Here is a 20650-nt window from a genome sequence, read left to right on the forward strand (position 1 = left end):
AGTTACCCATTAAGCTTAGCTTGAAGTAGCGTGTTTACTTTAGCAGGGTTTGCTGTCCCCTTGCTTGCTTTCATAGCTTGCCCCACAAAAAAGCCAAAAAGCTTTTCTTTACCGCTTTTATATTCTGCTACCTTGTCCCCATTGGCAGCAATAATCTCCTCGATAATCTCTAAAATTGCCCCATCGTCACTCATCTGCGTAAGGCCTAACGTTTCAATAGCTTCATCTACGCTAACTCTATGGGCCATGAGATAATCCAACACCTCTTTGGCTGCTTTACCGCTAATGGTGCCATCTTCGATGCGCTTTACCAATGCACCAAGAGTGCCTGCATCCACAGGAGAGGTTTCAATGCTAAGCCCGTGGGTTAATCGCGCCAACAGCTCCACCGTAAGCCAAGTAACTGCATTTTTTGCCCCTGCGCCTTCTTTAACCATCGCTTCAAAATAGTGAGCCATTTCCACTGAGCCTGTAATGACTGCAGCATCGTACTCTTTAATGCCATATTCCTTAACCAAACGTGCCTTTTTTTCATCAGGTAATTCAGGGATTTTACTGCACTCCTCCATCATCGCTTCAGGAATAATCACCGGCAACAAATCAGGGTCTGGAAAATAGCGATACTCCGCGCTGTCTTCCTTGCCGCGCATACTACGTGTTACCCCCGTTTGCGTGTCAAAGAGGCGAGTCTCTTGCACGACTTCTTGCTCATATACTCCATCCTCCCATGCTTCGCGCTGTCTGGTGACTTCAAACTCAATGGCTTTTTGAATAAATTTAAACGAATTTAGGTTTTTAATTTCCACACGAGTATAAAGTTTAGAATCGCCCTTGGGGCGAATAGAGACATTCGCATCACACCGAAAACTTCCTTCTTGCATGTTGGCATCACTAATGTCAAGATAGCGTAAAATCGCATGAAGCTTTTTCAGATACATCACTGCTTCATCACTGCTGCGTAAATCTGGTTCACTTACAATCTCAAGCAGTGGTGTCCCAGCGCGGTTTAAATCCACATGACTCTCATTGCCATGATGAATGTTTTTTCCTGCATCTTCTTCCAGGTGTGCACGCGTCACACCAATACGCTTTTGTGCTCCATCTTCAAAATCCAAAAAGATTTCACCTTTTTCGACAATAGGCACTTCAAATTGGCTAATTTGATACCCTTTTGGCAAATCAGGATAAAAATAGTTTTTTCGGTTAAAAATAGACGTTTTGTTAACGGTGGCGTTAATGGCTCTCCCAAAGCTGATAGACTTTTTTACCGCTTCTTTATTGAGCACTGGCAAGGCGCCAGGAAGACCCAGGCAAACCGTACATACGTTGGTATTGGGTGCATCACCAAAACGCGTAGAACACGCACAGAATATTTTTGTTTTTGTATTAAGTTGGGCATGAACTTCTAGCCCGATAATGGTTTCAAACATGGATGACCTTACTGTGGATTGCATAAAGTATCGCAAAAGTACCGAATGGAGGCAAAGCCCGATGCGCCCGTTTGTGCACACAAGCGAACATGCTCGTTGGTTACGATGCCACCAAGGGCGAATACATCAAGACTTAGTATACCGACTATTTCTTTTAGTTTCTCTAAACCAACAGGCGCGCCCTTTCCTGGGGAGGCAAAAATAGGGCTAAAAGTAATAGCATCTGCCCCTTGGGCTTGCGCATAAAGAGCCTCTTCTAGCGTATGCGTACTTACTATTACATGTAACCCAAGATGTTTGGCCTCTTGAATGCAATGTTTAGCATCAGAGGGGAGATGTACCCCATCAGCACCCAAAACCGCGGCAAGCTTGAAGTCTTGATGCAGAAGCACTTTAATGCCTCTTTTTTGCACCAACGAAACAGTAGCAAGAGCCAAGGAGGCATAATTTGGCGTGCTTTTATCGCGCAAGCAAACAAAAGTAGGAGTGTGGTTCGCCAACACCTTTGTCAAAATTTTGCGTAAGCAATGGGGGTCTTGTGAATAAAAATGGGAATCAGTGATGAGATAAGAAGCGAACATCTAACTTGGTGTTGATAGATTCGAGCAGTTGCGTGTGGCGTTTCATCTCTTCTAGTTTTTGCCTTTGCAGTAACGCAATTTCAAAAAAAATAACACACAAAAGACCTGGCAAAGCGGCAAGAAAAGAGACCACAAACGCACTCAAAAGCCCGTAAGGGAAAAAAAGATAAAACCCCACACACGCCCCCACCAAAGCGAACGCCCAAGAGGCGCCCGCTAAGAATGTGGCTAGCGTGTCAAAAAAAGGCTTTGGATTCAAAGGGGGGCCTTTAGTGATCCTCGCTTATAATTACTGCGCCTGCGAGGTAAACTGTTGTAAGCATCATGAAAACGAACGTTTGAAGAAGACCCATAACCGTCAAGAGGGTATAGGGAGCCAAAGGGGCAATCCAAGGGGCAAGCACAAGGATAATTGCCAAAAAAAGATCATCCCCTCGGATACACCCAAAAAGACGAAAAGAGAGAGAAACAACACGTGACATGTGCGAAAGAATTTCAACTGGGAACATGATGGGCGCCAGCAAAGGAGAAGGTCCCATAAAGTGCCCAAAGTATTTTTTGAAACCATTAGTGCGAATGCCTTCAAAGTTGTAATACAAAAAGACAATAATAGCAAGAGCAAGCGTGTAGTTAATATCTGCTGTAGGCGAGTGAAACCCAGGAATAATACCCATAACATTAGCAATTAAAACCATAAATCCAACCGTAGCAATCATGGGCAGGTATTTGCGCGCTAGTTCTTCAGAGCCAAATGTGTCGCGACCCATTGTCATAACACCCATAAGGTATGCTTCTGCAATATTTTGAGTTCCCCTAGGAACAAGTTGCATCGAAGAGGTTGCTGCGCGCGCAATAAGCAAACAGACAATTCCTGTCAAAATAACATGGAAAATAAAACTCCAAGAGTGGTCGTAGGAAATAAATCCCGAAAAAAGAAATAGGTCTTTCATCCAACACGCCTTTGTGTAAATTTTTGGCTGATTATAGCAGTCGTTTTGTTAAGTTTAGATGAAACTTGACTCAAAACACCCACTAAATGCCTCTTTCTTGGCCTAGACGAAACAAGGCAAAATCATATTTTACCGGGTCATCAAAATCGAACACCCTTAAATTTTCCGTCAACTCTTCCGCAGCGCGAAAATCATAACTTTTTCTTTTTAAAAGACCCAAAGAGTGTGCCACCTTAAAGGTGTGTGTATCTAGCGGCATCAACAAATCTCTAGGTGCCACCCCCTTCCAAAGGCCAAGGTCAATAGCATCTTTACGCACCATCCAGCGCAAGTAGAGCATCCAACGTTTTAAAGGGCTTTTAGGTTTACATGTAAAGGGTTTACCAAGCAAAAACGCCAACCCTCTACTAACATGCGGTACGCTCTCATGTAGCATATCTACCAAAATACGCACTCCCTCCGCAACATTTTGATGCGCGTTGTACCCTTCAAGAAATAAAGCATTAAGTGAATGATTCTGTTTAAGGCGCCACAATCCCAGAGTAAAAGCCTCAACATCTTTGGCTGTTTGAAAGCGGTAAGGTTTCCACTCAAATGCACCAAACTCGGCTTCACTCTTTACATGTAAAGCTTCAAAGGGAAATTGGGCGAGAAAATTCACAATAGCACGAGCATTGCCATAGGCAAACAAAGCACACACCAAAGCGCTAAATTCATCCTTATGTTGCTTGGCAATCCACATAGGATCAGGAGAAGCTGTAGGCAGAAGCTCTGATGCGACATTGCGTTTTTGTGCCTCTTTATCGAGTCTTGTTTTAAGCGTGGTTTTCATTTTCATTGGTGCGTGACTGGAAAAAATCTGAAAGCGTAATGAGCGCGTAAGTCACTCCAAAAATCATTAATCCTGGAAAAAAGCTAAGCCACCATGCAATGTCTAGTACCTCTTTTCCATCGGCCAATATCGTTCCCCAACTCATCTGAGGCGGCATAATGCCAATCCCCAAAAAGGACAACCCACTTTCGGCCAAAATAGCCCCACTCACGCCAAAAGTAAAACTGATGAAAAAAATCGGCGCCAGTAGCGGCGTGAAGTATTTGAGCATAATTTTTCCTAAAGGAACTTTAGCCATCATGAGGATTTTGATAAAAGGTTTTTGAGCAATACCAAAACTTTCACTGCGAATTAATCGCGCCATTCCCATCCACCCTGTAATGGAAATCACCACAATCAACACCCACGTGGAAGCTTCCACATAACTCACTAGCGCAAGCAATAAAAAAAATGTAGGAAAAGTTAAAAATAGATCAATAAGTACGACAATTGTTTTATCTAGACCTTTTCCTAAAAATCCTGCACTCACACCAATCATCAATCCCGCCAAGCTTGCCACAAAAGCACTTCCAACACCGATAATTAAAGAAACCTGACCTCCCGCAATCACCCGCGCAAGCACATCACGCCCAAGCCTGTCTGTGCCCATAGGGTGCGAAAAAGACGGGGGAAGCAAAATAGCCTCTGGCTGGAGCAGTGAAGCAGAAACAGGATAAACAATGTGTCCAAAAAAGGAGCCAAAAACAATTACCCCAAGAATAGCAACACTCAAAACAGGCAGACGCTTCACGTGTCACTTCATCCCAAGAAGCACATCAAGCATTTGGTCAATGGCTGTAATGACCTTGGCGTTGGCCGAATAGGCAGTTTGAAACTTCATCAAATCAATGAGCTCCTCGTCAATACTAACACCACTAACAGACTGATACTCAGAGTAGATGGTGTTGTACAGTGCTTGATTGGTGTCATTATTGCGCCCAATAGACTCTGTGTCGGTTGCTACTTTTACAGTTACAAAACGGTAAAAACCCTCAACAGTTTCGTTTGCAACCGTTCCATTAGAGCGAAAAAAAGAGAGTTTATCATACTGCATCTGAACCATTGCATTGCCCACAGTGTTGTTACCATCAACCGGAGCACTAAAGCCTTGAAGCTTGCTGGGGTCATTAATTAATGCGCTGTCAACCTTGATATTTGCGGCACTGTCACCATCAAAAAATCGACTCATACCAACCACACCAGGAAGATTGCTTCCCTTGTCTTCAATGGCAATGGTATAACCTGCCTGTGCATCCGTGGGTGAGAAACTGAGTGATCCTTGTTTGGACTCTGGGTCATAATTATAGTTTGCAAAAAAGTAATCATCCACATCGTTGGTGGCATCATTATCGCCATTATCGTCTACATTGCGGTTGAATTGCCCCACGATACTTTGCGCCGATCCATCATCCATGGTGGTTAAAGCATTGACTTCAATAGTTTTACGCCCTACTTCATTACCCTGTGCATCATAAACAATAACATCAAACGCGCCCCGCTGAACACTATTGTCATGGTTCATTAGTGACGTATTGGGTGTTAAGCCTGCCATAGGCGAAGACTCCATTCGAACTTGGGCACTTTGGGCATAAATATTATTGGTTTGCACAATGAGTGTTTTAGCAAACGCATCCAAGTCGTCTACATAAGCTTGCAAGGTACCATCTTTTGGATAACCGTCTCCTTTTTCCTCAATAGTACGTCCGCGCAAATCAAGCATCGCGCCTATTTTCCCCCCTTGTAGCAACCCTGTCATTTCTATACGTCTGCCATCTTGCTGTTCGTGGTAAACAGAGTAGTAAGCGCTTTCATTTTTAGCATTGTCAATGACGACAGGGTGAAAAGTGGAACCGTCGATAAAAGAGAATCCCGCGACGTTTAAGTGGTAGTCTTTTCCTTGATCGGTAAGATTGACATCAATGGTGTTTTCCGTCACCATAACACCCTTAAAAACAGAAAAGTCAATCAACCCTGCCATGGTTTTTTCAAGTTGGTCACGTTGGTCACGTAAGTCATTGGCTCGATTTTGATTTAGGCTTTCAACCCTGCCAATCTCGCCATTAATTTTAGCAATCTGCTCCCCAATGCGATTTAGTTCGTCCACATTGGTTTTTAATTCATCGTTAACAGAATCTTGTAAAGTACGTATTTGATTTCGGGTGTTTTGAACATTAGTTGCTAGTGTTTTTGCGTTTTGAATGAGGTTAATTTTCTGTGCCCCTTCGCTAGGATTAGAGGCAAAATCATTCCACGCATTATAATAATTTTTTATGTCTTTTTGAATTCCCACATCATCCAAGTCGGGAAAATAACGTGCGACTTCTTGTAAACGCTGTTGAGAATAACTGCTATAAGAGAGCATATTGGTACTTTGCTTAAGGCGCGTATAAAGAAATTCATCGTGAATGCGCGCAATGGTATCTACTTTAACGCCCGTGCCCACATCGCCAGGTACTGTATTCAAAGGAATGCTAGCAGATGTCATAACCCGCTGACGCGTGTAGTGCGGGTTATTAACATTAGAAATGTTATGACTCGTGGTAGCAATGGATAAACTGGAAGTATTAAGCCCAGAAACGCCTGTGTTTAAGGTGCTAAAAAGACTCATGACTAGGCCCTCACCTTCAAAAGAGATGCGGGTTTTGGCGTGGATTTATGGTAACCATCCATCTCGCGAGGAAACATACTCTCCAGCAATGAGTTATAAAACTCGCTAATGATAACCACGTATTTAGCATACTCTTTATTGAGTCTATGAAGAGTGGCAAGCTCTTCTTTCATGGTTCCTAGTCCGTCTTTCTCCTCTTCGCTCAAGAGCTCAGAAAGTTCTTTGCCTTGGTTTTTTTCAACAAGCCTTACAAGTTCGTTATCAAGAAGAGACTTTTTGGTCTGAAAAGCCTGAATGAGATCATTTTTTAGTTTTGCGCGCTCTTGAACATGCTGATGCCTTGCTTCTTTAATCTCCACAATATCTGTTTGTGTAAGTTGAATGAGGCTTTGAATGTCCTTGGTGGCACTTTGTAGGTAATGGTGAAGCATGATCGTCCTTTACGGTTAAGTAAAGAGATCAGCCGAGCAACTCCTCTGCTACAGCCTTAGCTGTTTGTTCGAGGTCTATCGCGTAGGTTCCGCTAGCAATCTGTTCTTTAAGAGCAGTTGCTCGATCCGTCTCTTTTGTTTTAATAATAACTGGTTCGTTTTTGTCGCTTCGCTGCGACACTTGCGACGCAAGCACTGAAGCTTGCGGTTGCACCGCTTTAATCATGGCACTTCCTTTGTAGTGAAGAGTAACTTTTCAACTACATCGGCAAGGCGTCCAATTTGTTAACGCTGTTCCTTCAAATAGTTAAATAACAACTCACTAAAACCAAACGACCCACTAAAACTTTCACTCATGGTATCGTTGTACATAGATTGATATATTTTATCGCCAGGGTCTTTAGGGAAGAGCGTGTTTTCATTTTTAAGGGCGATATCTAGCACTTGCTTAATAAAAAACGCCTCAAACTTGTCTGTTTGTTCTTTTAATTTTACGTCATCTTCTGTTTCAATCTTTGCCACAGGTGGGGCATAGGACCGAGAAAGCATGGCAAGACTTGTGTCAATGTTCATTAGATAACCTCCAACTTTGCGCGAATAGCACCTGCGCGCTTCATGTTTTCTAAAATGGCGATAATCTCTTTAGGTGTTGCACCCAAACGGTTCAATGCTCTTGTCACATTGGCTACTGTTGTGCGACCATCTTGCATATTAAGTAAGTTATTATTAGGACTCAACGCAACCCCATCACGCAAATCTACCTGCCCCGCTTCTTCAGGGTCAAAAATATTCACGGGTTGAATTTTAAGTGTAATTTCACCATGGGTAATCACCACAGGGTCAACCATGATGTTAATTCCTGCCACTACGGTTCCTGTGCGCTCATCGATGATGATTTTTTCTTCTTTTTCGTAAGCAACAGGTAAATCCAACGTCTTGGCCAAAAACTCCACCATGGAGTGATTATGGGGACGTTGCATGGTCACGGTTCGCGGATCAATAGCAATGGCAACCCGCGCATCAAAATGGGTATTGATACTTTCTTGGATAGCAAGTGCAGTTTTAAAATCCGAATGGTTAAGGCTAAGATTGACGTTGGTTTGGTTGTAAATATCATACACCACTTCACGCTCCACAAGAGCACCGCTAAAAATAGCACCGGAAGTTGCGTGACTTGGCTGCCCCGCACCACGAACATTTCGTCCGCCAATACTTACAGAACCTTGTGCAAGCGCGTAAATTTCTCCATCCACCCCTTTAAGTGGTGTAATAAGCAAAGTACCCCCCTCAAGGGATTTTGCATCCCCAATGGAGGAAACGATGGTGTCTAATGTATCACCTTGACGCGCAAAAGCAGGTAGTTTGGCAGTTACAATCACCGCGGCAATGTTTTTTGATTTAATATCATCAGGATCAATTTTTACGTTTACCGTTTGAAGAAGATTAGAGAGAGATTGCAAGGTAAACTCGGAAGAGGAGCCATCACCCGTGCCGCTAAGGCCGACCACAAGGCCATAACCGATTAATTGGTTTTCACGCACGCCAATCACATTGGCAATATCCTTAACACGATCAGCGTGTAGGTAAAGAGAGAGAAAAAGTAACCCAACAAGAATCCGCTTCATTGTTTTCCTTTGTTCGACAGATGTCGAGAAGAAAAAGCAAGAAGCGTTCCAGTCTTTACATGTAATAACTCAGGGCGCTCTTTCCAAAGGCTTTGGTTTTATGGAGAGTAAAATCCCCAAGGATTTGCGGCATCTCCAAAGGATACATGTGCTCAAAAATAACCATTCTAATAGATTTAGCAGGGAGGTTTTGTGTTAAATCAAAACACGCCTGGTATACCTCGTTCATTCCCTCGCGAAAGGAAAAAGGAGGGTCAAAATAAAGGTATGCAGGAGTGGCAAGAGAAGCAATAAGTGCAGGTAAAAGTTCAAAGGTGTTTCCTCTTTTACATGTAAAAGAGGTTTTGTCTACGCTTGCACAGTTTTCTTCAAGCACGCGAAAAGCCGCAGTATCTTTTTCAAAAAAATAGGCATGTTTTGCCCCATGGCTCACCGCTTCGATGCCAATAGACCCACTGCCACCAAAGGCTTCCACAAATACTGCGTCGCACAAATCAAATTGTAGTGTGTTAAATAACGACTCTTTTAAAATACTTTTGGTGCTACGTGTTGTAGACAAAGAGGGGAGTTTGAGTTTTTTACCACGGTATTTCCCGCCCCCAATGCTTACATGTAAAGCATTATCCTTCATAGTGTTCCTTGATGACTCTAAGGACTTCCTCTTGGTACCGAGCCGTAATAACACCTAGTGCCGATTCGAGTTTAGAAAAATCCCTCACAGGAAGTGTTGGCGCTAAAGTAGGCTCTTGCTCCATAAGCGCGGTTGTCTTTATGGAAGTGTAAAAGCCCTCCAACGCCATCATTAACGCACTTTTCGTGAAAGGAAAAGAAATGTTATCCCCAATGCGAAACAAAGGAACTCCTGCTGTTGCTTCATGATCACACACAACAAAATCACACTGTTTTAGTGACACAATATAGGGTTTTAAAAAGAGAGAAAGAGCCTTATCCAACAAAACAGAACGGCAAGAAAGTGCGATTTTCATAAACAGTCCAAAGCTAAATTTTCAAAATTGTAGCATAAAACAGTTTTGTGCATAAAAAATAGCCATTTTTTTTCTCCTCGCAGTTGGTTTTCTGCTAAAATCACAACGTTATTGTCATTTATTAAAAACTTATCTTGAACTTACGGCTGATTCAAAATGTCACTTTTTTCTCCTTTTGCTTGTTTCTTATGGTAGCAAAGGGTTAAAAATTGCTTTTTTTTCGTCCACAGCAAGAAGTGTTTAATAGTGGCTGTATAAAATCTCATTACAATAGGTGACATGACAACAAGCCTCTTTGGTCTTGTGTCACGAATCTAAAAACTTACCACGAGGAGTTCGTATGAAGTTGACAAAGTTGGCACTTGCAGCAGTGACTGCGCTTAGTGTTGGAAGTTTGAGTGTCCAAGCAGATACATTTGATGACACGGTCAAACAGGGTTTTGTTAAGTGTGGTATTGATGGCGGCTTGCCAGGTTTTTCTGAAATTGTTTCAGGTGGCCAATACCGCGGTATGGACGTGGATGGTTGTCGTGCTGTTGCTGCAGCTGTTCTTGGAGATGCAAGCAAAGTACGTTTTATTGCGCTAAACGCCAAAGAGCGCCTTGCTGCTCTTCAATCTGGTGAAATTGACGTGTTGGTGCGCAACACCACATGGACGCAATCTCGTGACACCTCCTTGGGGTTAAATTTTGCTGGCGTAAACTACTACGATGGTCAAGGCTTCATGGTGCGCAAAGACTTGGGCGTTAAGAGTGCCCTTGAGCTTGATGGGGCTTCTGTGTGTTTGCAAACAGGTACCACCACAGAACTTAACGTAGCCGATTATTTCCGCGCTAACAACATGAAATATAAAACCGTCTCTTACGACACCAACGACCAAGTGGTTCAAAGCTACGAAGCAGGACGTTGCGACATCCTCACCTCAGACGCTTCACAACTCTACGGACTTCGCACAAAACTCTCCAATCCAGCAGGTCACATCGTTCTTCCTGAAATCATCTCCAAAGAGCCTCTAGGTCCAGTGGTACGCCAAGGGGATGACAAGTGGTTTAACATCGTCAAATGGACATTCTTTGCCATGGTTGCCGCTGAAGAATACGGCATCACTAGCAAAAATGCGGATGAACTTAAAACAAAATCAACGGACCCAGAAGTTAAACGCATCTTGGGAACCGAAGGTCAAATGGGCCAAAACCTTGGCTTAAAACCTGAATGGGCTTATAACATTGTTAAGCAAGTAGGTAACTACGGCGAAGTGTTTGAGCGCAATGTTGGAACAAGCACTCCTCTTAACATTGAACGTGGCTTAAACGCGCAATGGAACAAAGGTGGCTTACAATACTCTCCTCCTTTTAGATAATCATTTTTTAGACATTTCGGGCAGGATAACCCCTGCCCGTCTACTTTACATGTAAAAGGAAATTAATGTTAGCTGCTTTACGAAATGAAAAGGTAAGAGGTTTTCTCTTTCAGCTTTTAACTGTCGTAGGCCTCGTTGCTTTTTTGTGGTATATTGGGGTTAACACCCTCCACAATATAGAACAAAGAGGCATCCAAACTGGGTTTGGATTTTTAGAAGGAACGGCAGGGTTTGGGATTTACGAATCCCCTATCTCTTTCACCGAAACCGACACCCATGCACGTGTTTTTTTGGTAGGATTGCTCAACACATTGATTGTTGGATTTACGGGCATTTTATTGGCCACCATTCTTGGAATTTTCATTGGTATTTTAAGACTTTCGAACAATTGGCTTATTCGCAAAATTGCTGCAGCCTACATTGATATTTTTCGTAATATTCCTATTCTTTTACAAATTTTCTTCTGGTACAACGTTGTCCTCAAATCTCTCCCAGGACCTCGCCACAGTTTAGAATTTTTTGATACCTTTTTTCTTAATAATCGCGGTCTTCTTATCCCTCAATTTTCATGGAACAGCACAACCCTTACTGTTTTGGCTAGTTTTGTTGTAGCAGCCGTTGCTATCTTTTTTCTTAACCGCTGGGCCAACATTCGCCAAGAAAAAACAGGGGAGCCTTTTACGGTTATCTGGATTGGTATCGCTACTTTTATACTTGCGCCTATTGTGGGTTTTTTCATTGGTGGCGCAGATTTTGGCTTTAGCTATCCTGAGCTTCGTGGCTTTAACTTTTCAGGCGGAAAATCCATTTCACCTGAATTTTTAGCGCTCACTTTTGCTCTTACTATCTACACAGCCACATTCATCGCCGAAGCGGTACGTTCAGGCATTGAGGCGGTTGGTAAAGGACAAAAAGAGGCGGCGATTTCATTAAGCTTAAGCCCATACCAAACCCTTAAGCTGGTTATCTTGCCTCAAGCGATTCGCATCTCCATCCCTCCGATCATTAATCAATACCTTAACCTTGTTAAAAACTCTTCGCTGGCTGCGGCCATTGGATACCCTGAAATTGTTACTGTCTTTGCAGGCACATCGCTCAATCAAGTAGGTCAAGCGATTGAAATCATTGCCATTACAATGCTTGTATACCTCACTATCAGTTTATCGGTTTCGGCAATCTTAAACTGGTTTAACCACAAAATGAAAATCAAGGAGCGTTAAGATGGCTGTATATGACATGAAACCCACCAAATCCGCTCCTGTAAACTCCAAAGGCGCATGGCATTGGGTACGTGAAAACCTTTTCTCTTCACCTTTAAATGTTTTACTGACATTTCTAGGGGTGGGGCTTTTGTATCTTATTATCCCACCCTTTCTTCAATGGGCTTACTTTGACGCAACCTTTATTGGAAGTACGCGCGAGGATTGTGCCGTTAACGGGGGTGCATGTTGGGTTTTTATTAACTATAAGCTTGACATGTTTATGTACGGATTTTACCCCGAGGGTGAACGCTGGCGGCTCAATCTTGGATTAGGTCTTTTTGTTTTATTGCTTTTAGCTTTGCGTTACCTTAAGAGCACTTTAATGAAATTTGCCTTTTTTAACCTCTTCTTGGTCGCTGCTGCCATTTTAACCATTGGCGGAACACTAGGCCTTGAGATGGTTCCTACAGACAGATGGGGTGGCCTTATGCTTACAATTGTGGTGGCTGCAACTGGCATCATTGTTGCTTTTCCTATTGGGGTCTTTTTGGCCCTAGGGCGTGCTTCAGATTTGCCTATCATTCGCAGTATTTGTGTGACCTACATTGAGTTTATTCGCGGGGTCCCACTCATCACGATTTTATTTATGTCTTCCATTATTCTTCCTTTGTTTTTTCCTGAAGGCATCACTTTTGACAAGCTCCTTCGTGCACTTATTGGGATTGCGATGTTTGAAGCAGCTTACATTGCTGAAAACATTCGTGGCGGCCTTCAAGCTATCCCCAAAGGACAGTATGAAGCAGCAGATGCTATTGGGCTTAGTTATTGGCAAAAAATGGGCTTAGTTATTTTACCTCAAGCCCTCAAAGTTGCTATTCCAAATCTAGTAGGTGTTTCTATTGCTCTTTTTCAAGATACTACACTGGTGCTTATCATCGGGCTTTTCGATTTGCTTGGCATGGTGCGCCTTAGTGCCGCGGATTCCTATTGGTTGGGATTTGAAACCGAAGGGTATGTGTTTGTAACCTTTATTTTCTGGTTCTTTTGTTATTCCATGTCTCGGTTTAGTCAACGGCTTGAAAAACGCTTTAATACAAATTTACAATAGGAAAAACTATGGAAGAAAATAACATTATTGAAATCAAAAATCTCAACAAATGGTATGGAGATTTTCACGTTCTAAAAGAGATTAACCTCACTGTCAAAAAAGGTGAAATTATCGTTGTTTGTGGCCCTTCTGGATCGGGAAAATCAACGTTAATTCGCTGTATCAACCGTCTTGAGGAGTTTCAAGAAGGAAGTATTGTGGTGGACAATATTGAGCTCACTCACGATATTAAAAAAATCAAAGCCGTGCGTGAAGAGGTGGCTATGGTATTTCAGCACTTCAACCTCTTTCCCCATCTTTCTATTCTTGACAACCTCACCCTTTCTCCCATGTGGGTCAAGAAAATGGCACGCAAAGACGCAGAGACATTGGCCATGAAGTACCTCACCCGTGTCAACATCGCTGAACAAGCCCACAAATACCCCAACCAACTCTCAGGAGGCCAACAGCAACGGGTTGCCATTGCGCGCAGTTTGTGCAAAAACCCTAAAATTATGCTTTTTGATGAGCCCACTTCTGCCCTTGACCCTGAAATGGTTGCGGAAGTCCTTGATGTTATGATTGAGCTTGCCAGAGAAGGACGCACCATGGTCTGTGTTACCCATGAAATGGGTTTTGCCAAAAAGGTGGCTGATCGCATTATTTTTATGGACAATGGTCAAATTGTTGAAGAAAACATACCCGATAAATTCTTCAAAAATCCAGAATCTGACCGTCTAAAACTCTTTCTCGAACAAATTCTTTCTCACTAATCCCTTTGCTCTTTTTAGATGTCTCTATGAAAATAGAGGCATCCCTCTTTTACATGTAAACCTTTTTTTTACTTCGCCGATATACTTCACAGTATAGAGCCAATAAAGCACCGAAGCAAAAGGAGTTGCAAATGGAAATTTTTAGCGCTGTTGGCAAGCAAATGGATGCTGCAACAACAGTTAAGCCCTCTTCTGGCGCTGCTGTCGAAACACGACAAGTAGAAAAAACAGATGTTCAACGTGAAGTGACAAGCGATTCACGTAGTCAGAACGCACAAGACAAAAAAGAGATTCAACAGCAATTAAACGAAACTGTACGCAATCTTAATGAGCATATGGAATCACTAAACACCAATATCTCTTTTGGTTTTAACGATAAAATCGAATCACTCTATGTAAGCGTCATGGAAAAAAGTAGTGGCAAAACCATTCGCAAAATTCCAACTGAAGAAGCCATGAAGCTCTCAGAACACTTCAGAGAAATTATCGGACTTATTTTTGACAAAAAAGGATAACCTATGGCAACTGGCGCATTAAGTTCACTTGGCATTGGTAGCAGTGTTTTAACCTACGACATCATTGAAAAACTGCGTGAAGCTGACGAAAAAGGGAAAATTACACCTATTGATACCAAGCTCGAACAAAACCTTACACAACAAAAAGATTTAACAGCCATTACAGGCTATTTAAACTCATTAAAAAGTGCTGCTTCTGGCCTTTCAAGTGATTTACTTTTTCAGGGTAGAAATGTTAGTAGTTCTGGAACCTCTGCTAGTCTGACAGCGGATGCTGGTGTTTTAACCCAAGAAGTTACAGTTGATGTTAAGCAACTTGCTGCGAAAGATATTTTTCAAACTGTAGGCAAAGCTTCCCGGACATCAACTTTTGCAAGTGGCAATGACACTCTTGGTATCACCATTGATGGCAAAACATATTCTATTGACGTCAAAACAACCACAACACTTACTGAACTTGCTGATATAATCAATAATGGTACTGATGGAAAAGTTGAGGCACGCATTATGAATGTTGGGGGCGAAAACCCCTATCGTCTCATTATTCAATCAGCCGAAACAGGCGAAAGCCAAAAAATTGAATTTTCAGGAACCACCGTACTTGCTGATCTTGGGCTCAATCACGAAGATGCCATCAGTGAAGAAGGAGCCGAAACTAGCCGCCTCTCAAATGCAAGCAATGCAAAATTTGTTTACAACGGCATTTCGATGCAACGCGAAACAAACACCATTGATGACATCACTGTAGGAATGGCTCTTAAGTTTACAGAAACAGGAAAAACAACATTTAACATCACACAAGACACTGATGCCTTGGTTGAGGAGATGAATAATTTTGTAACTGCATATAATGATTTAGTTAACAACCTTTCGGTTGCTACTGATTATGATAGTGAATCTGGGCAGTCTGGGTCTTTACAAGGCAACTCTCAAATCAATGCTATTAAAACTGTTCTTAACCGCTTGCTAACAAGCATGGATTCCGATGGACGCTCTTTGAATCAATATGGTCTTAACCTTAACGACAATGGACTTCTTCAACTTACTGAGTCAACACTTAGGGAAAAACTTACCGACGACCCCTTGGACGTAGAAGCTTTTTTCAAAGGCATGAACACGCCCAATACCACACTTTACACTCCCAAAAATGAAGTCAGTGGCGGCGCGCTTGATTTGAAATACGGCGATTTAACCATCAATGGCATAGCAATCATTCTCACAACACCCGATGGCTCAACAGCTGAAGAAAACGCACTAGCGTTGCGTGATGCCATTAACAAAGCTCTTGTTGCCGAAGGCGTTACCGCTTCTTTAGACACCAATGGAACTAAAATAATTTTGAACCAAAAGGAAGGATGGGATATTTCTGTCAAAGGGAGCTCTGCTGGCCTCAATGCTACAGGCTATACAGCACGGACCGTCACAGGAAACTCCGAAATTAGTGAGGGTATTTTTAGTCAATTGCATCAATCTATTGAAAGTATGGTTTCTAGTAATGGTGGCTCCATCACACTCTTAGGCGAGCAGTTTACAAATGCTCAAACGCGTCTAAACAAAGAAAGAGTGCGCTCCATGGAGCAACTTGATAGCAAATACGCAACAATGGTCGCGCAATTTGCCGCCTACGACACCATGATTGCCAATTTAAACAATCAATTTGCAACACTGCAATCTATGATTGATTCGCAACTAAACAGTAAGTAATTAATAAAGGGGTTTTGAATGAAAAGTAATCTTGCCTACGCGGCCTACTCACGCAATAATGTTTCCATTGAGTCACCTGAAAAACTTATTGAAATGCTCTATGAAGGAATTTTACGGTTTTCAGCGCAAGCAAGAAAAGCCATTGAAAATGAAGATATTGAGAAAAAAACCTATTGGATTAACCGCTGTTCGGCTATTTTTGCTGAATTGTTAAATTCTCTTAATTACTCTGGAGGGGACGTGGCGCACTATTTGAGCGGGCTCTACATTCGCCAGCTCCAACTACTAGCACTTGCCAACATCGAAGGAAAGGCAACCCATTTAGATGAAGTGATAAACGTCACTAAAAACCTTTTGGAAGCGTGGAGAGAGAGCACGCGCACGTATGAATAATTGGCTAAATGCATTTAAGCTTGCTATCATCACGCAAGATGTAGCAAAATGTGAAACGCTCATTAGCACGCTTAACACCACCACCTTTACATGTAAAGAAGAACTTCAAGAAGCAGTAGCCCTCACCCAAGAGGCCATCACTCTTTTTGAATCCCAAAAACAAAGGCTTGGCAATGAACTTGCCAAGCTAAAACGTACAAAAAAATACCTCTCAAACCACACTAATTAAAGCTTCGTCGTAGCGCTTCTTCATCAGGTTTTGTAAGTAATGATACAAGCACCGCCACTGTGATTGAAACAGGTAGCGCAATCACAAGCGCATCTACGAAGATAATTTTTCCACTCAACAGCGAATCTACACCAAACAACGCCTTAGCAACCCCAAGGTGCTTGGCTTCGTTAAAATGTACAAACACCAACCAAAAACTAGACACCACAAGCCCTGAAAGCATCGAAGCGATAGCTCCCTCTTTGGTCATGCGCTTCCAAAACAGTCCGCCAACATAGGTGGGCAAAAAAATGCTTGCACACAAGGCAAAGAAGATGGCCGTGCTTCGCGCAATGATGGCAGGCTGGTCGTCAAACAAGTACGAAAGCACCACCGCAAAAACGATCATCACCACCACACCCGTGCGGGTAATGAGCATGGAACTTTTGCCTTCTTTTTTAAACAATTGCTCATACACGTCTCGTCCCACTGCCGTTCCCATGGTGTGAAACTGAGAAGAAAGCGTACTCATGGCCGCTGAAATGAGTGCGAACAAGAAAATAAAAGCAAACCATTTAGGCATAGCCGTGTTGATAAAATAAGGAATAACTTGGTTTACTCCACCCGCACTTTGCAAAGCATTTTTGCCTTCGTTAAACTCATAAAACCACGCATTACTAAGGGCCCCGATGATGAAAATAATCCCCGTCATGGCAAAGATAAACACCCCGCCAATGAGCACCGCACGGTTAAGTTCTTGTTTACTGCGCACCGTCATAAACCGCACCACAAGCTGGGGTTGCGCCAACACACCAATGCCCACGCCCAAGGTGATGGAGGTAATCACAAAAAGCCAACCTTGTGAGAGAAAATCAGGCATACTCGCCCACCCCTTAAACCCCCACAGCATGGAAAGCTTCATCATAAAATCCGCACTGCCTGGCGTTAGTTCTTTCATGCTCACCTCCGCCAAAGGTGCCACGGTCATCTCCCACACAACGCCAAGCTTTTCATACGCTTCACTCAAGCCACCCAAAGAATCTAGTGTAAAAATAGCCAAAAGCACCATGGCGACAAACATAATCACCCCTTGGAGTGCGTCAGTAAACATGACACCCTTCAATCCACCCGCAATGACGTAACCTGTGATGATGATGGAAAACACAAGCAACGAAAGATGGTAATCGGCCTGAAAATAGGCCGCGATAAAATGCGTCCCGCCAATGAGCACCGCCGAGGCATACAAGGGCATAAAAAGTAAAATCAACACGCCCCCAAAGACTTGGATGAACTTGGAATCAAACCGTTTTCCTAGCAACTCAGGAAAGGTGTGTGCGCCCAAACGAATGCCCATCTTGCGCGTGGGATTGCCCAAAAAGACAAAGGCGATGAAAATACCCACAAAGATATTAAAAAACGTCAACCAAAGAAGCGAACTCCCCAACCACGCCGCCACGCCACCAAAGCCTACGATGGCCGCGGTGGAGATGAATGTCGCCCCGTAACTTAACGCCATCACAAAAGGATGGGTGTCGCGCCCCGCCAGGAGATAATCGGTCGTATTTTTTGTCTTTTTAAAGCCCAAAAAGCCCAAATACCCCACGATGGCCAAATAGGAAATGATGACCACATTTTCAATCATACCCATTTACAAATCCCCCTCAATGGCATCTTCTTCGCTTGCCCAGCTTTGCAATGCTACATCCACCGCCGTGTCATCATCCTTATTCCACCGCCACGCCCCATAGCCAACACACAGCAACATACTAAACACCGTTAGCCAAAACGCCGCGCCCACACCAAAGTCAAAAACGCCCATGTACACCCTTTTCGTAAAATTAGCCTATTCTGGCCGATTTTTCTTGAAGTAATCTTTAACCCCTCTTTTTTCCCTTCTTTTTTTAAACTAAACGGGTAAAAAAATCCCATTTTAAGGAATTTCATCTTTTTCCAGGCTTTCTTAAAAAAAATGTAAATTTGTAACTTATTATTACATGTAAAGAAAAATCCTTAAAAAATAAGCACTTTGTAAAGTTAGTTTGACTAATCTTGAAACACGATTTTACAGCACTGTCTTTACAAGGCGGTGCCAACTTACCAAGAGGCAATCATCCATGAAACAGACACTAATGGGCAACGACGCTATCGCACTGGGGCTTATCCACGCGGGCATCGACATGGTTTCAGGCTATCCAGGCACTCCTTCAAGCGAGATTTTGGCCAATTTCCAAAAGTACAAGCACCACTTCAAGCTTGACGCGTATGCCGAGTGGGCAACCAATGAAAAAGTTGGGTTTGAAGTAGCCTACGCAGGAGCCATCGCGGGCAAGCGCACCTGTGCCACCATGAAACAAGTAGGCCTTAATGTTGCCAGCGATGCACTTATGAGCGCTGCTTACATTGGGCTTAAAGGCGCTATGCTGCTTGTTAGTGCGGATGACCCAGGGTTCTACTCTTCGCAAACCGAACAAGATAGCCGCAGTTTTGCCAAGTTTGCACGCATTCCCGTCCTTGACCCTGCCACCCCCCAAGAAGCTTACGACATGGTCAAGCTTGGCACAAAGATTTCACACTTGTTTGAAACCGTCGTGATGCTTCGTCCCGTCATGCGCGTGTGCCACGCCAGAGAGATTTGCGAGGTGGACGAAGGACTTAGTGTTACGCCACTGGAGGGAAATTTTGAACGCAATGTCCCACGCTGGGGTGCCGTACCTCCTGCGGGACGCTTTCGCCAAGGCCTCGAACAACTAGAGCGCATCGAAGTGATTAAAGCATGGAACTGGAAAGAACTCATTGCCCCCAAAGTCGCCGCACTCAAGGGCGAAAAAGTCCTCTTTCTCACCAGCGGAACAGGAGATGGCTATGTCCGCGAAGCCGTAACAGAGCAAGCCATTAAAGCCGACGTTTTAAAACTTGATATGCCCTACCCGCTTCCCAAAACCGAACTTGAAGCCCTGTTTGCCTCTTATGCTAAAGTTGTCGTATTTGAAGAGAGTTATCCCTGTATTGAGGAGCAATTAAGCTCCCCAAAACTTTACGGAAAACTCACCAAACACGCCCATGAAATCGACGAATTTTCTAAAGCTAAAGTCATGGAAACCTTGGCAAATGTGGGCATTGTTAAAAAAGCAAACCCGTACCAAAGTCCAAAATTCACTGGCGAACTCCCTCGTCGCGCACCCAACATGTGCCCAGGATGCCCCCACCGCGACGTGCATTATGCCATCACCGATGTTTTCAAAAAAGAACATGCCATCTGCCCCTCTGACATTGGCTGCTACACCCTAGGTCTTAACCAAGGCGCTATTGATACCATCTTGTGCATGGGTGGCAGTGTTTCCATGGCGAGCGGATTTGCAGTAGCTGACCCCAAAAAAGCTGTAGTAGCAACCATTGGGGACAGTACCTTTACCCACTCAGGCGTTGCGCCGCTCATTAACGCCGTGTACCAAAACCACCGGTTTGTGCTTGTCATTCTTGACAACTCCACTACCGCCATGACAGGCCGTCAAACCACTCCCGAGCGCAGCAATCCTGCTCAAGTGGACATCAAGCGCATTGTTGAGGGCTGTGGCGTAGCGTGCCACGAATACTTCTACGAACCAGAACTCTCCAAAACCATTGACTTTGTCCGTTCTTTAAAAACAGCGTACGAAAAAGCCACTGGCCCTGTGGTCGCCGTTGTGCGCGAATTTTGTGTGTTAGATAAAGAAAAAGTTGAAGGGCAACTGGGTCGTGCTTTTGTAGAGATCGACCAAGACCTGTGCGTGGAGTGTGACTGGTGTATCACCGCGTTTAAATGTCCGCCGATGCATTATGATGAAAACGGAAAAATGGCCATCGACCCTTTCTTGTGTGCGGGCTGTTCGTCGTGCTTGGATGTCATCTGCCCAGTGGATGCGTTTGTTGAAAAAGAGGAGGTGTAA

24 protein-coding genes are annotated in these 20650 nt (G+C 43.5%); 9 read left to right on the top strand and 15 right to left on the bottom strand.

The genetic code is table 11. From position 1 onward, the window contains the following. Positions 1-2: 2 nt before the first annotated feature. From gatB to JWV37_RS07045, 13 genes are all read right to left on the bottom strand, one after another. Positions 3-1430 carry an Asp-tRNA(Asn)/Glu-tRNA(Gln) amidotransferase subunit GatB gene (gene gatB / locus JWV37_RS06985; RefSeq protein ID WP_205459070.1) on the bottom strand — a complete coding sequence of 476 codons (1428 nt, stop codon included), beginning with the start codon at positions 1428-1430 and terminating at the stop codon, positions 3-5. Positions 1431-1438: 8 nt separating this feature from the next. Further along, positions 1439-2011, bottom strand: coding sequence for a thiamine phosphate synthase (locus JWV37_RS06990; RefSeq protein ID WP_205459071.1), 573 nt, complete (start codon positions 2009-2011; stop codon positions 1439-1441). Then, positions 1986-2270 carry a hypothetical protein gene (locus tag JWV37_RS06995; RefSeq protein ID WP_205459072.1) on the bottom strand — a complete coding sequence of 95 codons (285 nt, stop codon included), beginning with the start codon at positions 2268-2270 and terminating at the stop codon, positions 1986-1988. The genes JWV37_RS06990 and JWV37_RS06995 overlap by 26 nt, the downstream gene beginning before the upstream one ends. 10 nt (positions 2271-2280) lie before the next feature. Then, positions 2281-2961, bottom strand: a complete 681-nt coding sequence (locus JWV37_RS07000; RefSeq protein WP_205459073.1) for a F0F1 ATP synthase subunit A — start codon at positions 2959-2961, stop codon at positions 2281-2283. Positions 2962-3043: 82 nt separating this feature from the next. Continuing rightward, a complete protein-coding gene (locus JWV37_RS07005) occupies positions 3044-3793 on the bottom strand; it encodes a TIGR02757 family protein (RefSeq protein ID WP_240332083.1) in 750 nt (249 codons plus the stop codon). After that, complete coding sequence (locus JWV37_RS07010; protein WP_205459128.1) at positions 3777-4574, bottom strand: ABC transporter permease; 798 nt, start codon at positions 4572-4574, stop codon at positions 3777-3779. The genes JWV37_RS07005 and JWV37_RS07010 overlap by 17 nt, the downstream gene beginning before the upstream one ends. Before the next feature lie 12 nt (positions 4575-4586). After that, positions 4587-6440, bottom strand: coding sequence for a flagellar hook-associated protein FlgK (flgK, locus tag JWV37_RS07015; protein ID WP_205459075.1), 1854 nt, complete (start codon positions 6438-6440; stop codon positions 4587-4589). Between the two features lie 2 nt (positions 6441-6442). Next, positions 6443-6871, bottom strand: a complete 429-nt coding sequence (locus JWV37_RS07020) for a hypothetical protein (protein ID WP_205459076.1) — start codon at positions 6869-6871, stop codon at positions 6443-6445. Between the two features lie 28 nt (positions 6872-6899). Continuing rightward, a complete protein-coding gene (locus tag JWV37_RS07025) occupies positions 6900-7085 on the bottom strand; it encodes a flagellar biosynthesis anti-sigma factor FlgM (RefSeq protein WP_205459077.1) in 186 nt (61 codons plus the stop codon). Between the two features lie 71 nt (positions 7086-7156). After that, positions 7157-7420 (bottom strand): rod-binding protein, encoded by a 264-nt coding sequence (locus tag JWV37_RS07030; protein ID WP_371829335.1) that lies wholly within the window; start codon positions 7418-7420, stop codon positions 7157-7159. 23 nt (positions 7421-7443) lie between these two features. Then, entirely contained in the window at positions 7444-8496 is a 1053-nt protein-coding gene (locus JWV37_RS07035; RefSeq protein ID WP_205459079.1) for a flagellar basal body P-ring protein FlgI, read from the bottom strand. A 55-nt stretch (positions 8497-8551) separates the two neighbouring features. Continuing rightward, positions 8552-9127, bottom strand: coding sequence for a 16S rRNA (guanine(966)-N(2))-methyltransferase RsmD (rsmD, locus tag JWV37_RS07040; protein ID WP_205459080.1), 576 nt, complete (start codon positions 9125-9127; stop codon positions 8552-8554). Continuing rightward, positions 9117-9482 carry a hypothetical protein gene (locus tag JWV37_RS07045; protein WP_205459081.1) on the bottom strand — a complete coding sequence of 122 codons (366 nt, stop codon included), beginning with the start codon at positions 9480-9482 and terminating at the stop codon, positions 9117-9119. Before JWV37_RS07045 ends, rsmD begins: the two co-directional genes overlap by 11 nt. A gap of 340 nt (positions 9483-9822) precedes the next feature. Between JWV37_RS07045 and JWV37_RS07050 the strand changes: the two genes are divergently transcribed. From JWV37_RS07050 to JWV37_RS07085, 8 genes are all read left to right on the top strand, one after another. Then, the gene (locus JWV37_RS07050; RefSeq protein WP_205459082.1) at positions 9823-10842 is read left to right on the top strand and encodes an amino acid ABC transporter substrate-binding protein; all 1020 of its coding nucleotides are present in this window, start codon (positions 9823-9825) and stop codon (positions 10840-10842) included. Positions 10843-10907: 65 nt separating this feature from the next. Further along, the gene (locus tag JWV37_RS07055; RefSeq protein WP_205459083.1) at positions 10908-12062 is read left to right on the top strand and encodes an amino acid ABC transporter permease; all 1155 of its coding nucleotides are present in this window, start codon (positions 10908-10910) and stop codon (positions 12060-12062) included. Between the two features lies 1 nt (position 12063). Then, positions 12064-13152 (top strand): amino acid ABC transporter permease, encoded by a 1089-nt coding sequence (locus tag JWV37_RS07060; RefSeq protein WP_205459084.1) that lies wholly within the window; start codon positions 12064-12066, stop codon positions 13150-13152. 8 nt (positions 13153-13160) lie between these two features. Further along, a complete protein-coding gene (locus JWV37_RS07065; RefSeq protein ID WP_240332085.1) occupies positions 13161-13904 on the top strand; it encodes an amino acid ABC transporter ATP-binding protein in 744 nt (247 codons plus the stop codon). Positions 13905-14035: 131 nt separating this feature from the next. Next, on the top strand, positions 14036-14419 hold the full coding sequence (flaG, locus tag JWV37_RS07070; RefSeq protein WP_205459085.1) for a flagella length regulator FlaG: 384 nt from the start codon (positions 14036-14038) through the stop codon (positions 14417-14419). Positions 14420-14422: 3 nt separating this feature from the next. Then, entirely contained in the window at positions 14423-16123 is a 1701-nt protein-coding gene (fliD, locus tag JWV37_RS07075; RefSeq protein ID WP_205459086.1) for a flagellar filament capping protein FliD, read from the top strand. Between the two features lie 18 nt (positions 16124-16141). Next, complete coding sequence (gene fliS / locus JWV37_RS07080) at positions 16142-16516, top strand: flagellar export chaperone FliS (RefSeq protein ID WP_205459087.1); 375 nt, start codon at positions 16142-16144, stop codon at positions 16514-16516. Continuing rightward, entirely contained in the window at positions 16509-16745 is a 237-nt protein-coding gene (locus JWV37_RS07085; RefSeq protein WP_205459088.1) for a hypothetical protein, read from the top strand. The genes fliS and JWV37_RS07085 overlap by 8 nt, the downstream gene beginning before the upstream one ends. On the opposite strand, the gene JWV37_RS07090 is transcribed toward JWV37_RS07085, so the two are convergent. Beyond that, complete coding sequence (locus JWV37_RS07090) at positions 16738-18372, bottom strand: sodium:solute symporter family protein (RefSeq protein ID WP_205459089.1); 1635 nt, start codon at positions 18370-18372, stop codon at positions 16738-16740. The two genes, JWV37_RS07085 and JWV37_RS07090, sit on opposite strands and share 8 nt — an antisense overlap. Beyond that, positions 18373-18543 (bottom strand): symporter small accessory protein, encoded by a 171-nt coding sequence (locus JWV37_RS07095; RefSeq protein ID WP_205459090.1) that lies wholly within the window; start codon positions 18541-18543, stop codon positions 18373-18375. A gap of 295 nt (positions 18544-18838) precedes the next feature. On the opposite strand from JWV37_RS07095, the gene JWV37_RS07100 reads away from it, so the two are divergent. Beyond that, positions 18839-20650 carry a thiamine pyrophosphate-dependent enzyme gene (locus JWV37_RS07100; RefSeq protein WP_205459091.1) on the top strand — a complete coding sequence of 604 codons (1812 nt, stop codon included), beginning with the start codon at positions 18839-18841 and terminating at the stop codon, positions 20648-20650.

Source organism: Sulfurospirillum tamanense (assembly GCF_016937535.1).
Taxonomy (GTDB): Bacteria; Campylobacterota; Campylobacteria; order Campylobacterales; family Campylobacteraceae; genus Sulfurospirillum_B; species Sulfurospirillum_B tamanense.